At 38.4% G+C, this 13,970-nt stretch carries 9 protein-coding genes; 5 read left to right on the forward strand and 4 right to left on the reverse strand.

The genetic code is table 11. From position 1 onward, the window contains the following. Nucleotides 1-236 precede the first annotated feature (236 nt). Nucleotides 237-1,268, forward strand: a complete 1,032-nt coding sequence (locus AC4II3_RS16760) for a glycosyltransferase family 2 protein (RefSeq protein ID WP_488029118.1) — start codon at nucleotides 237-239, stop codon at nucleotides 1,266-1,268. A gap of 395 nt (nucleotides 1,269-1,663) precedes the next feature. Here the strand turns inward: AC4II3_RS16760 and AC4II3_RS16765 are convergent, their stop codons facing one another. Next, complete coding sequence (locus tag AC4II3_RS16765) at nucleotides 1,664-2,620, reverse strand: putative 2-dehydropantoate 2-reductase (protein WP_488013423.1); 957 nt, start codon at nucleotides 2,618-2,620, stop codon at nucleotides 1,664-1,666. Between the two features lie 293 nt (nucleotides 2,621-2,913). Continuing rightward, nucleotides 2,914-3,462: a hypothetical protein gene (locus AC4II3_RS16770; RefSeq protein ID WP_488013421.1), complete on the reverse strand. Its 549-nt coding sequence runs from the start codon at nucleotides 3,460-3,462 to the stop codon at nucleotides 2,914-2,916. Between the two features lie 355 nt (nucleotides 3,463-3,817). On the opposite strand from AC4II3_RS16770, the gene AC4II3_RS16775 reads away from it, so the two are divergent. Next, nucleotides 3,818-3,973 (forward strand): hypothetical protein, encoded by a 156-nt coding sequence (locus tag AC4II3_RS16775; RefSeq protein WP_488013420.1) that lies wholly within the window; start codon nucleotides 3,818-3,820, stop codon nucleotides 3,971-3,973. Nucleotides 3,974-4,076: 103 nt separating this feature from the next. Beyond that, nucleotides 4,077-5,030 (forward strand): hypothetical protein, encoded by a 954-nt coding sequence (locus AC4II3_RS16780; RefSeq protein WP_488013418.1) that lies wholly within the window; start codon nucleotides 4,077-4,079, stop codon nucleotides 5,028-5,030. 6 nt (nucleotides 5,031-5,036) lie between these two features. On the opposite strand, the gene AC4II3_RS16785 is transcribed toward AC4II3_RS16780, so the two are convergent. Further along, nucleotides 5,037-8,771 carry a phosphorylase family protein gene (locus AC4II3_RS16785; RefSeq protein ID WP_488013416.1) on the reverse strand — a complete coding sequence of 1,245 codons (3,735 nt, stop codon included), beginning with the start codon at nucleotides 8,769-8,771 and terminating at the stop codon, nucleotides 5,037-5,039. A gap of 449 nt (nucleotides 8,772-9,220) precedes the next feature. Here AC4II3_RS16785 and AC4II3_RS16790 point away from each other — a divergent pair, with 449 nt between their 5' ends. Further along, nucleotides 9,221-9,412 carry a hypothetical protein gene (locus AC4II3_RS16790; RefSeq protein WP_488013414.1) on the forward strand — a complete coding sequence of 64 codons (192 nt, stop codon included), beginning with the start codon at nucleotides 9,221-9,223 and terminating at the stop codon, nucleotides 9,410-9,412. Between the two features lie 218 nt (nucleotides 9,413-9,630). Here the strand turns inward: AC4II3_RS16790 and AC4II3_RS16795 are convergent, their stop codons facing one another. Continuing rightward, nucleotides 9,631-10,611, reverse strand: a complete 981-nt coding sequence (locus AC4II3_RS16795; protein ID WP_488013412.1) for an NAD(P)-dependent alcohol dehydrogenase — start codon at nucleotides 10,609-10,611, stop codon at nucleotides 9,631-9,633. Between the two features lie 331 nt (nucleotides 10,612-10,942). Between AC4II3_RS16795 and AC4II3_RS16800 the strand changes: the two genes are divergently transcribed. Continuing rightward, the gene (locus tag AC4II3_RS16800; RefSeq protein WP_488013410.1) at nucleotides 10,943-13,951 is read left to right on the forward strand and encodes a hypothetical protein; all 3,009 of its coding nucleotides are present in this window, start codon (nucleotides 10,943-10,945) and stop codon (nucleotides 13,949-13,951) included. The last annotated feature ends 19 nt before the right edge of the window (nucleotides 13,952-13,970 follow it).

The following is a 13,970-nucleotide window of genomic DNA, read 5'->3' on the forward strand; positions in this document are numbered from 1 at the left end:
CCCACACCCCACACCCCACACCCCACACCTGAGGTCAAAGTAAAAAACCTACCCTGATGGGGAGATGGGGAGATGGGGAGTCAGAATTACTATAAGAACGGCTATATTTATCCAGAATTGCTTGATTCAGTAATACTAAAGTAGTGGGCTTTTTTGGGTTGTAACTGATAGACTTGAAGCACATCATAACGTGGTTAATCTATCAGCTTATGGGTTTATCTAAGGTAACATTAATCGTGACTCAGAGGGAGCGGTTTAGTTTAACAAAGCCTTCCTTAGACAGTATTATTGCTGATTATTCTTCTTATCCTTTTGAGCTAATCTATGTAGATGGTAACGCTCCATCCCAAGTCCATCAGTATCTGCAACAGCAGGCAGATAAACATGAATTCATGACTTTGATCCATCGGGGAAGCTATTTGAGATCTAATGTTGCTCGTAACATAGCTCTACCGTTGGTTAAGGATGCGGATTACATTGTTTTTATTGACAATGATGTGATTGTAGAGCCTGGTTGGTTAAAAGGTTTGGTTGAGTGTGCTGAACAAGAGCAAGCTGGTATCGTTGCTCCCCTAATTTTACAAGGGCAACCAGGCTCTCCTGATATTGAGGTACATGTTGCTGGGATTAAAACCAAGTTTCACCAAAGAAAGCATGGTAAAAAGTGGTTTGAGCAAAAGCAGTTGCTCTACGCTACTAAATTACAGGATGTTGAGCAGGATTTACATCGTACCCCAGTAGATTCTATTGAGTTTCATTGTATCCTAGCTCGTCATTCTATGATCAAGTCTATTGAACTGGATGAAGTCTTTGATAGCTTGGCAAGTCATACGGATTTATGTATGCAGGCAAAGGATTTAGGCGAGACAATTTTCCTGGAACCAAAATCTAGAATCACTTTCCTAAATCCTAGACAAATCACTCGATTTGATAAGGATGATGTGCCATTTTATGTATTTAAATGGAATGAAGAATCTGTACGAGATGTGTTCTCTCGTCAAGTCAAAAAGTGGAATTTGGCTAAAGATGATCCTTCAATGTGGTCGATTTGGAGGTGGGTGATTGAGAATCGTCAACTCCCCGCTAAGTGGTCAACCGAAGAGGGTAGTTTCGAGAGAAAGTTATTGGAGTTCTGTCAGCGTCGCTGGTGTCCAAGTTGGCTGCGTACACTGTTAGAATCCTATGTGATTAAGCGCGCATTTCCTGAGACTGGGATTGCTGACAATTTAGTGGAAAATATAAGTAGTCAACCTTCGGTGACTGTGTAGGTAAAAGGGAATAGGGAACAGGGAACAGGGAACAGGGAACAGGGACTAGAGATACCCCCTCCCTTAATAAGGGGGGGATAGGATTACTTTAAACCCCTCTGCCCTTTGCCTATTGCCTATTGCTAGCATGCCTATTGCCTTAATTTCTGGCCAATAGTGAACCGACACATCTAAAATGGTGCAATAAGCGTAGGTTGGGTTGAAGAATGAAACCCAACACCAGTAAAGCTTTGTTGGGTTTCCCTTTAGCTCTACCCAACAAACATTTTTAGGTGTGCCACGCCAATAGGGCGAGATTCGGTAGAGATTTTATTGATGTAGTCTCTACCTTTTTTTTATTAGTAAATCTTGGTTTGAAATCTGTCTGATCCACTGCCCAGCCTACATTTACTGACTTACCTATTTTGAGCAGTGTCGAGCCGATTCCTAACATCCAAAAACTTCAACTGTCGATAAAGCATAGAAATCATGGGCAAATCAACTCCCGCTTTCTTTGCCATCCGTAAAGGATTGCCGACAATTGCCTCAACTTCCAAGGGTCTTTTTCCATCATAATCCAGTTTCATGCTGGTTAAATAAGGATTCATGTTTTCGGTATGGTCGAGCATTTTTTGGATAACGCAGTCGCCTAGTATCCGCCCGCAACTCTTTGCCCCTGCTAGCACTTCCTGCATTATTTGTTCTGCTAAACGCCGCGTATCGGCATTGGCCATAATTTCATCTGTTCTGGCATTTAGAATCACGGAAAGACTGTTATACGGAATATTCCAAACTAATTTTTTCCACCTAGCTAACAGCAAATCTTCGTTCAACTCAATAGGAATCCCTGCAGTGTCAAAATCCCTAGCAATTTCCCTCATTTGTTCTGTAATGCCAGCCGCTTGATAGTTAGCCGCATATTGCCCTAGGAGAATACTACCATAGTCGATGTGGTGAATCTGGCCTTGCCCTACTTTATTAGAACAGATAACACACAAGCCACTGATTAGGGTATTATTTTCTATGATGTTGGCAATTTCTGGTTCGATATTTATACCGTTTTGTAAGAGCAACACTATGGTATTTTTGTTTATTAAGGGCGGCAATAGGTCTGGTAAATTATAATTTTGTGTCGCTTTTAATGCTACTACGATTACATCGCAGTTGGGCATTTCTTGAACATCGTTATAGGCATCGACTTCCGGCAGAGTAAAATCACCATCTACTGATTTGATAATTAAACCGTTTTCTGCGACATAGTGGTAGTCGCTACGGAGTAACAAGCTGACTTTATGACCGGCTTTTTGAAGTTTGGCACCGTAGAACCCGCCAATAGCACCGGTGCCGATAATTCCATAAGTTCGATTGGACATTTTGAGAAGATGGCTCGCTAGGATGGCAAATTAGTTAGACAAGAAGAGCAGATGCTGATTATCAGAATACTGATTATTATAGCTATGCCAACTCTGACGGTGCGTTACGGGACAATGCTGTTGGCGAAATATTTCGTGAACATTCCTTGAAGCCCCATCAGCCCTCACCCCCAGCCCCTCTCCCAACCTTGGGAGAGGGGAGCAGATTACCGAAGAATAAGGGTTTCACGAATTCGCCAGCAGCATCCGTCCCTAACACACCCTACGAGGCTCTGTTCCCTGTTCCCTACTCCCTATCGACCTTTATCTAAGTCAGCATAAATGACAATTTCTATGCCTAAGATTAGCAATAGGATAAACTCAAAAGCGCAGATAAAATGAACTATCCAGGGGAGAGTAGTTCCGGAAAACCAGAAGGTAAATAAGGCGAGTAAACCTGAGCAAACAAAGGTAATTTCGTCAATAATTAATTGCTCTAGTTTTCGTCTTTCTCGGCGTCGATCGCTTCTATGAGCAATTTCCCAGCCAAAGATAGACTCAAGGTCGGTATGGCCGGTCTGGGCTTTGATTTTTTCACTTAGAGTAAAGCGAAGATATTTGCCAATGGCGGAAATTTTTTCATCGTTGACTAAATACGTCCATCCTAGAATTAGACAAACCCAAGGAATTACTAGAAGGGCATAGGAATTTGTCTTATTGGAGAGGGCGAAGGAGAGAATACCACCAAAGATTCCTAGGGTTATATAAATCATCTGGTCTCGGAAGCCAATACGCTGGGCTTGCTCTTCTTTCAATTTTTCGTATTCGAGCATAAATACTTGGAGTATCTGTTGGTCGTCCATAGCCCTTTGGTTGCTGAATGCTTACCTGTCATCTTCTTTTTTATCTCATTTAGACAGCAGTTTTCATATTAATCAAGTACACAGATCGATTTTTTGCCTGCTCCCTGCTCCCTATAAGTAGGACAAAGGCTATATCTACAGGACTTACGCATTTGCCCCCTAAATCCCCCAATTCTGGGGGACTTTGACATCATTGCACCTCCCGGTGCGCTTGACCCATTAAGAATTAAATTCGCCACGGGTCGCACCGAAAAATTGGGGGGCTAGGGGGGCGAAATCAACTTAACCACGTAAGTCCTGATGTAAAGAAATCACCTAAAATAAGGTAAATCAATTCAAGTAATAGGTTCAAGGTATGTCTCGTGCGGTTATCCTCACAGCAATTCCGAGTGAATACATGGCAGTACGTGCCCATCTCACTGACTTGAAGGAGGAGATGCACCCCAAAGGGACTATTTATGAGAGGGGGAAATTTTCTAGTGATGGTCAGGAGTGGGAGGTGGGTGTATAGCAACATCAAGGAAACCTTGCTTTTTATGACCAACCTTCAGCATGCTGACGACTCTCAAAACTTATAAACTAAATTTCAACTAGATTAGTGGAGGTTAAGTAAAGTGCCAAACACTAAAATATTCTCATACTTATCACAAGACTATCTTACTATCGAACTAGAAGCATCATTACAAAATATATTTAGTAATATTGATGGCATTGCAGGAAGAAGAGGTATTCTTATCAATGCTGGAGTTGATGAATCCTTTATCAATAGGCTAAATTTTAATTCAAACATTAATGAATTTATAACTAGTTTAGTCTCTCAGTTTAAAGACTATCGAGTATCCCATCAAAACCCAGCTTATCATCCCCTACTATCGTTTTTAGGTTATATCCTTCAACAACCTCAAAGATATAACTTAACTGATCAAGATCTCAAACTATTTCACAAAATCCTTACTATTGGCATAGAAAAAATTAAAAAAATAGCGACTGAAATTAGTGATGCTCCTAATTGTATTGAAACTAACGATAAAATTAATGAATATTTGGACAAGGTTGAACTAAAATTAAGACAAGAAGGCTCTTTAGATATTCAGTATGATGTGAATTATCAAGAACAACACTTTCATATTGTCAGTAAAATACCTAATTTTGAAATTCCTTTCGGAGTCTTGAATATGAGAGGGGATGCTTTTTTCATATTCTCTTACTTACCCTCTATTAATAGTAAAATTTTACAACAATATTCTAGTCAATGCTTAGACTATGGAAAAGAAAAAACTACTGTATCTATTGTTGGACAAGTTCTTAATGCAAGACTTCCTTGTGATGTTTGCTTTGCTATAGCTATTGTTAAGGATTTAGAACCAGAAATTAAGAAGAGTATACGAACAGAAAATCCTTTAGATTTTGAGACAGATACATTATGGTACAGAGTACCTGTTGTTTACTGCTTAAGTGACGAACAACTTTATTTTTATGACCAACCTTCATCATTCTGGGAAAAGTTTAAAGGAGAAATAGTCTGGAAAAGATTGAGACAAGTGCTTGAAACCACTTTAAATCCTTAATTAACATCACATTGAACTCAATAAAGTACGCACATAAGCAGCTGCTGTGACTGCCGCGTACTGTTGCCAAGTATCGGATTTGTGAGAATCACAATAGTCACAAATACCACGAACCACAATATAACCTATTCCATGATTCCAAGTGGCATCCGCAACACCAGAACCTTCCATTTCAATAGCCTTAACCCCAAATTGCTTCCGTAACATATCGCGTTTCTGCGGATTTTTAAGGAGTTTATTCGCAGAACCAATGGCACCTAAGAAAATTTTAGGCTGATCTTGGAGTCTTTTCGAGTCTTGTGGATGTCGAATTACCTGATCTGGTTGCTCAGAAGAATGAAGCAGATCCGTTTCTTGAGGGGGACGTTGCCAGTTTAACTTTTGTAAGGCTTTTAGAATAACATCTTCCCAAGGCCGTTGTCCTAACATTTCATTAACACGCAAATATCTTGCAGCTTCCACTAACTCTGCACTAGCGGGAACTGGCATAGCACGAATTTCTGTAAACTTTCGGGACTCCTTATCAAAATCGTACTGCACAATCCCCTTCTTATTAGAAATAATAATATCACCTAAACGTACATGCTCTTCAACTTTGTTAGGATGAGGAACACCGCCAGCAATCCCACACATAATAATTGATTGTACCGTAGGATAATGGGACAACATAGTTGTTGCTCGCACGGCTGCTGCATTATTTCCCATATCAGCTAAAGTTACAGCTACTATTTGAGGAGTTCCATTACTATCGGCAACATCCGTTAACCAATATCGTCGCCCCGCCCCTTTTCCTGGTTTCTTTTCCTCTTGCCCTTGGTCAAATACAGCTTGAACAGCTGCATATTCTTTTGGTAGTGCTGTAATTATACCAATAACGGGTTCTGAATTTCCAATTTTAGAAATATTAATTTGGATATTTTCCGTTTTCAATAATTGAAGTCTTTGTTTACCAAAATCTAGTATTTTACATAAAACATCTATATCTTGATCATCTAAATTATATCTTTCTGGTTGTTCAATCAGATACTCTAAAAAGCTAATGAGAGGATGATAATCTGGTTTTCGACTAGAAACTCTATATTGTTTAAATTTTGCAACTAAGATAGTAATAAATTCACTAATATTTAGATTAAAATCAAGATTACCAAGAAAATATTGATTAACGCCCCCGTTACTTAGAAGCCCTTTCCTTCCTTGTATAGAATCAATATTTGTAAATATTTTATATAAAGATGATTCAAATTTTACACTATCATCTTGATCTAAGTCAGAGAAGATTTGAATTTGTGAATTGACCATTGGAGAATCCTTAATTTGGTTAATATTTATATTTTGTATATGATTCAGTGCTGGAATAACATCTGCCCCACTCAAAATCAGAATCTGTACAACAGGGCGTGTTTTTTGATTAACTTGAATAGAAAGATGGTCTCTATCTTTAAAAATTACCTTAATAAACTTAAGAATTTTAGGTACATAGTTTTTATCTAAATTGTTTTTATCTAAATTGAGTAATCGTATAACAATTTCACCAGATTTTATTAAATTACCAATATTTTCAGTAAAATTTATGTTTTCAGGATTACTAAAATTTTTTTCAATTATGAATAGAGGAATTGTTTCTTTTAAAACATAGGATAAAACATCTTTTGGAGAAGCTGCTATTTTATCAATAACCTGCTTACATCGTTCTAAATTTTTTTGTTCTTCTTGTGGAATAACATCAACTTTTCGTTTTAAATTATTAATATAATTTTGATTTATATTATTATTGGATAGATCTCGATCTGTATAATTTAAACCAAAAGCTTCTACTAATTTTTTTGGGGATAAGGATAAATTAATAATTTTAGGATCTGCTTTGTGAGGATAAACAATTCTCTTCACAATAGTTTGATAGTTATCTAGTTCATTTTTAATTTTCTGGATTTCTTCAGGAGTGATTTGTTTCTGGAATAAACCGACTGAAAGGATTGATTCTTTACTTTTATTAACCTTAGTTTCTAATTGATTTCTATGTTCCCGAAGAAGATTGATAAAATTAGAACGCATTTGATTAAATTCATCATCACCTAATCCTAATGTATATTTGTCAATAGATTTTCTGATAGCTTGTAAACATTGATTACGACATTCATCAGCAATTAGTTGATTCTCTTGATCAATACTTTCATAATTTTCTGAAATTTCAGTGATTGCAGTGAGTAATGGATGATCTTTTGGCAAACTATCAATATTTCCATAACTTCCTGGCTCATTCCCTAAGGGAATTGCATCACGAATTGTTAGATTTGGATTATTTTCTATGAGCCATTTTGGACAATTTTTCTGGATTATACTGATGTAGTTAATTATCCGATTACGAAACTCTTCTGTAGCAATAAGCCACTGCTTATTCTCTGGATCAACAGTATAGTATTTTGCAAGTTCAAGGATTGCTGTTTCAGCACCTTCATTAGAATTTATGGATAACGGAAACTGGCGAATAAACTGGAAAATATACTTAAATTCATCCCGAATCCGAACATTATGGTAAGATGGATCAAGAATATGTATCCAAGCATTTCGATCCTCTCTAAACTTTTTCCAACTAATTCCGATACTTGCAGCTTTCTTCCACCAGTCCAAATATCGGTAAAGAGGCCATTTTACTTTCTTAGTGAGAATATATCTTTCGTGAATAATAGTTTGATACTTTATAAGTTCATGACAATATTCTCTATAAAATGTTAGCTGTTCACAAAATTGATTATATAGTTCTTCAAAATCTAGATGATTAACTAACTTTTTTTGAAAATCTAATAAATTAGATATAATTGATGATTTATTGATACAATTATAATATTGTTTTTGACAATAGTGACAATATTCAATGATTTGATTAGGAAGTATTTCATTGTCAATATATCTATTAATAAATTTAAAAAAACCAATTCTATCATTGTGATTGAGTGATGAAACTTCAGAAATAGCATTAGCAATAATCCTTAACTCATTCCAAAGCTTTCGACAATGATATTCCCATTCATTAATTTTATGCAGAGGAATTTGCGATTTTTTATGTAACCGCTTAATTTCTATTTCAACTTCTGACCAATAATCAAAAATTACCTGATTATTCTCATAAAAACTGTCAACCCATTCTCTAACATGCTCGTAAATCTCCCTAGGAGTCATTCCCCTGATTGGCATCACATCAACTGATAGAGAACCAATATCATTAAATGCCACAATACAGGGAACATGACGACCTATGCCTAGTTGTTGGGCAAAACGAAATGCTTCATAAACTCCTGGCACAGCAGAAAGTTCTTGAATCCTCCAATTTAAATTTCTGAGTGTTCGCTCAGGGGAATGAACAGGATAAAATACTCTTGGTCGCAATTCATCCCAAGGTTCCATGTCAAGATATTCATCTTGCCAAGAATAAAGATAGGGAAGTCTCATCGGAGTAAGCATTCTAAGAATGATTTGAAGCGGACTTCGGCCTCTGCTTATTCTCATGAACGTTTGTTCAAATTCTCGCTCATCAAGGTTAGAAAAAAATATAAAACGAATGCGGTCTGCTGTTCGATGGCATAAGTCAACAAAATAACGTTGCAGGAATTTTATGCACACTGGCGAACCATCATTGACAAAAACAAGGCTGAAGCCAAACCTATCTGTAAGACTCCGATTTGGCTCATCTCGCCTCCAAGCATAACGATATACTTCCTGTGCACTCTTAGCCCGAAAACCCATATCTATGAATTAACTTTACATAATTTCGTAATTATAGCAGAGACTACCCAAGCATTTGTTAGTTCATTTGTACTAATTGGCAGGAAATCCAAATACTGCGATCGCTTCTTCATCTCTATTTTAGCCCTGTATCAAGGTTAACTCAGTAGGATTGTAATGACTATAAATAAGTAAGCTTTTAAAGAGCGATCGCATTTTTTTTATACCACCTCTAACTAGATCACGATATCACCAAAACCAAAAAAACTCCTCAGATATCTTGACCCTACTCCCTACTCCCTACTCCCTACAAAATTGTTACAAATATTTTCAAAATATGCTACAATTAAAGATTATTTGTGCTATTATAAAAGAGTGGTTGGTAAAACATCCGCGTCAATAGCTAGCCCGGAAAACGTGCAAATCTGCGGGCTAGCTTTGACTCCCCTATGAAAGGAGATACTTTTATTATGACTTATTCTGAACGCCTTCATCCATGGGTGATCATGCGGCTATTACCCGAAATGCAGCGAGTCGTTGTTGGTCGGTTCCGCAATCGCTCTGATGCCGAAGGTCATTTGAAGGCTCTTAAACGGCTGATGCCCGATGCTAAATTTGTGATTGTTTTTGATGTCGCTAATCCAATGGATGAGGAATCGTAGGGTTGTAATTTAGGCAATAGGCAATAGGCAATAGGCAATAGCAAGAGGCAATAGCAATAGGGATGCATCTCATATTTGTTGTTTGACCCTGTGGTGCGTTACGGGACGGACTTTTTCAACCCAGGCGTTGAAGGGAAAAATCATGGCTAGTCCGTCCCTAACGCACCCTACGCAAATCCCTGTTCCCTGTTCCCTGTTCCCTGTTCCCTGTTCCCTACTCAATTATCTTCCAACGTTATTACAACTTTACCTCTCGCGTGTCCTTGTTCAAGATATCTGATAGCTTCAGGCACCTCACTTAAGCTATATCGTCTATCGATAACAGCTGCTATTTTGCCAGTTTCAATAAGCTCTTTGATAAAAACCAAATCCTTCTTGTTTGGTTCCATAAACAGGGACACAATTTTATTACTTCCGGTCATGGAAATCCATGGTCCTAGGAACATAAGTTGGAAAAGTTGAGCTGTGGAACCTCCGACGAAGACATAAATTCCGTTGGGAGTTAATATACCCTTGTAATCCAATATGGAACGATAGGCGGCAGCATCAAGAATCAGGTCATAATGCTGGCCATTTTTGGTGACATCTTCTTTAGTGTAATCAATGACATGGTCTGCACCAATGGAGCGCACCATCTCTAAATTCCTGGTGCTGCACACCCCAGTCACTTCGGCTCCGAAGGATTTGGCAATCTGGACGGCAAAGGTACCGACACCACCAGAGGCACCATTAATCAAAACCTTTTGCCCTGGCTGAATCTGTCCTTGATCTCGAAGACCTTGCAGGGCGGTGAGTGCTGCTGCCGGTACTGCTGCCACTTCCTCGAAGGTGATATTGGCCGGTTTCAAGACTAATGCACTTTCCTTAGCACATACATACTCGGCAAAACCCCCGAAACCACCCTCGGATAAGTTCCCGAATACTTGATCACCTGGCTGAAACTGCTCTACGTTTTTGCCAACGGCTTCAACTCGCCCTGCTATGTCTGCTCCCAGTATCTGGTTTTTTGGTTTTACTAGCCCAAAGCCCATTACACGGATCAAGAAGGGTTTTCCTCTGAGTAAATGCCAGTCACCTGCATTGGCGGATGCGCTATGAATTTTTACTAATACTTCATCCTCCTTAGGGATGGGTTTTTCTATTTCTTTGAGCTGCAGAACATCGGGTGATCCGTATTGTGTGTAGAGAATTGCTTTCATAAGTATTTTGGTTAATTGTTTTATTAGTTATAGCGTTTTTTATAGTAAGTTATCAGCTATCAGCTTAAGCGCTACGCGAACAGCTATCAGCTAATTCCATAAAATATCGAACTATTAAATTCTCCCATTCCAGATTTATTTTAAGGATTAGGCTGACCGCTGACCGCTGTTCGCGTAGCGTGAGCTAAAGGCTCACGGCTGAATGCTTACTCCCGATTCCCGATTCCCGACTCCCGATTCCCGATTCCCGATTCCCTACTCCGTAATCTCCCCATTAACACCGGCCATCTTTAGGTAGTAGTTTAAATAGATGGGTTTTGGAATAAACAACATGGTGAACGCTTTAAGACCGGATGACAATGACTTGGTTAAGGCTGATTATAGTGACTTACTGAATAAGATTTTGAAGGTACTAGAGTCTAAGCAGACTAAAAATCCCTTTAGGCTCGCAAGCGATCGCAAACAGTTAGTTATAGACATTGATAGTATCGCAAATCAGGTAACTGCTTTGTCGGTGCATGATCCGTTAGGGGGGTCTGCTAGTTATGTTCGTAGTGCTACGGTGAATTTTAGTACTGGTTTTAGGGACAACTTTCCTAAGCAAGTTGGGAAAATTAGAACTCGTTTAGAAGAATTACTGGAGTCTGCCCTTCTTGATCTGCCAGACAAACCTTCTATTAAGAAGTTTGTTTTTAAATTATTGACTAGTTTAACAGATTTCCAAGGGAAAAGGCCAAACTTAGATTTTACTTATCCTTTTGGTAACTATCCTGGTTTACAAAAGCAACGGTTAACTTTCGAGGGGGATACTGATAACAGTAGAGAGTTGCTAAAACTTCACAAGCTCACGATTACGGTGGAAAATACTGCTGACTTTAATAGTCAGCTGAGAAATGGATTGGACAATTATATTAATGCTGATTTTACTGGGGTTAGTGAAAGCGACCGCGAAGAGCTCTATTATATTGTTGATGATCTAGAAAATAACCCTAATTCGGATTTTTACCGACTGAAGCAAATTGCCGATACTGAAACCCTTGGCCAACTTAAGAAACAAGCCCAGATTCATTATTTAGAGTTTCTTAAAGGGGCGATTAATACTAGTGCTAGTCGTGGTAATGCTGAATCGGCTATCTATCTGGAAGATTTGATTCGCCGACTTAAGCTGATTAATCAGTACATCAATGATATCAACAAAGCAGATGGGGATTACTTGGTTAATTATGGTGATGCATCGGTTAACTACAGAGACTTTTTTTCCAGGGCAGATGCGTTTAATCGGTTGCCGATTATTCCTATAATAGATGGATGTTTGGGGGAAAATACCGATGAACAGTCGGGAAAATTACAGTTTATTTTTGGACTTAAGCTCAAGTTGGATGGCAAGGTTCATGCTCATGGTAGTAAAGGGGTGTTTGAGTATTCGCTTAATCTGATTAATCCCGATAGTAAGGAGCATCAAGAGTTACTGGAAGATTCTTCCCAAGGAGAATTCTTTGCTATAAAAGTACTGACTATCGTATTTTTGTACTACTTTGTATTTGCTGGTAATGACCCGTCTACTGAAGGCTATACTCCTAAGTATGACCTAGAGTACGATCCTATTAAAGCCTTTGATGAAAAGGTTTTACCCACTCTACGAGGATCAGATCACAGCAAGAAGCAGAAACTGTTTCGAGGAATAATCCGAGGGTTCGAGAAGTATAAGGTTCAGTCTAAAATTGATCAGCTAAAGCAGTGTTTGACCAATACTCTGACATACAAGACTAGGTTGCCAAGCCGAGAGTATCCTCTCCATATTTCCATAAAAAAAGGCATTTTAGAAAACGATTTTAGTAAGATTGAGAATAGGGACACTTTGTTTAAGGAGGTTTTGCGAGGCAATCCCAAAAACGTTCTGAAGTATCTATCGATTGGAGAAGCCAATGCTGGCGGCGATTCGGTTTGCACTCTTCCAGCTAATATTAGAATTAGTGATATTCGCTATGGTGCTGAGGATGAACAGCAATCCTTCAGTATGGAGTATGATGACATAACTAAGATTAAGGCGCTTCCTATACTATTAGTACCAAAGGAAACTAGGGCTAGAGATATCTACAAGAAGCATTTTAAGCAGCGTAATTTAGTGTTATTTCCTTATCAGGGAGACAAGAGTAATCCTTTAAACTCCCAAGGGGCTTTTGTTTATCGGTTTACTTTTGCTTTGTTGGCTTATATCTGTTTGAAAGTGCTGTTGGAGGAGCAGGAGCGTTTATTTATTCCAATTTTACGATTGCATCTGAGTAATAAGGATGATGAGGCTCCCATCGAAAAATTTTTGCTATCGTTGTGTATGGTATTGTCTCATTTACTGAATCAGGAACATCGGTCGAATACTCAAGGAATTGATATCAGGGATTTAAAGTATAAAATTCCTAATGTGATGAGCTCTCTCTACTCGGTATTGCCGAAAATATTTCGTTTCAATCAGCAGTTAGACTATCCACAGTTGGACAAGTTAGCTATTATTATAGTTTCCAGTCGGGAAAGTGATGGCAAATGGGGGAGTCGGCACAAGCTATCGAATTTGATGGGAGAAGTGGTGGGAGTAAAACGTGGAAATGATGGTGCGGTCAAGTTACAGTTACTGAGCACTTTTTCTGAGAATTATGACCACCAACGATTATTTACGGAACCAACGGTTGTGATTGATCAAGTTAGCAACTTTTATCGCAGGGGATACAAACATTTTATCTATGTGGCAAAAGCTCCCTATACCAGTACGTTACATATGACTCAGTCTCAGGATGATGATGGATTATTCTTTATGTCCAAGGATGTTATCCGTGCTTTGAAGGGGGAGCATGGGGATATCAAAATCTATCCGATGTTTTTTGATAAGTACTATGTGGTGAAGCTAGAAACACTTAGGGCAAGTTCGTTGTATATTCAGGATACCACGGAGTTGACGACATTAGTGGAAGACCAAAGTAAGCAATCGGTGGTGTTTTTTAATCTTTTTAATGGTATTGAGGTGGGGAAGCAGCGCAATTATAATGGGGTAATTTCTTATGCTACGTTGTTGAATATCTATGATGGGATACTAGATGATGAAGATATTCGGAATGGTTTAATTTATAATACTCCTCTGAAACAAGACATAGTCCAGTATTTGAGTCTGTTTCACTTTTGGCGATACCAGAAGGCAAAAGAGATTAGTTTTAAGTTAGACCCTTATGAAAATTTGATTGGGGATTATTCTGTTGGCGCTTTGTCCTTGTTTAATCATATGAGAGGTAAGGGTAAGTTTAATTGCTTGGCGTTTTTAACTGAAGTCAGAAATATATTAAATTGTTCTTAGCGGTAGGGTGTGTTAGCGT

Source organism: Moorena sp. (assembly GCF_982860115.1).

Coding starts and splice junctions, on each gene's coding strand:
- AC4II3_RS16765 (WP_488013423.1), bottom strand. CDS start 2,620: ATGTCCAATCGAACTTATGGAATTATCGGCACCGGTGCTATTGGCGGG.
- AC4II3_RS16770 (WP_488013421.1), bottom strand. CDS start 3,462: ATGGACGACCAACAGATACTCCAAGTATTTATGCTCGAATACGAAAAA.
- AC4II3_RS16775 (WP_488013420.1), top strand. CDS start 3,818: ATGTCTCGTGCGGTTATCCTCACAGCAATTCCGAGTGAATACATGGCA.
- AC4II3_RS16785 (WP_488013416.1), bottom strand. CDS start 8,771: ATGGGTTTTCGGGCTAAGAGTGCACAGGAAGTATATCGTTATGCTTGG.
- AC4II3_RS16790 (WP_488013414.1), top strand. CDS start 9,221: ATGACTTATTCTGAACGCCTTCATCCATGGGTGATCATGCGGCTATTA.
- AC4II3_RS16795 (WP_488013412.1), bottom strand. CDS start 10,611: ATGAAAGCAATTCTCTACACACAATACGGATCACCCGATGTTCTGCAG.
- AC4II3_RS16800 (WP_488013410.1), top strand. CDS start 10,943: ATGGTGAACGCTTTAAGACCGGATGACAATGACTTGGTTAAGGCTGAT.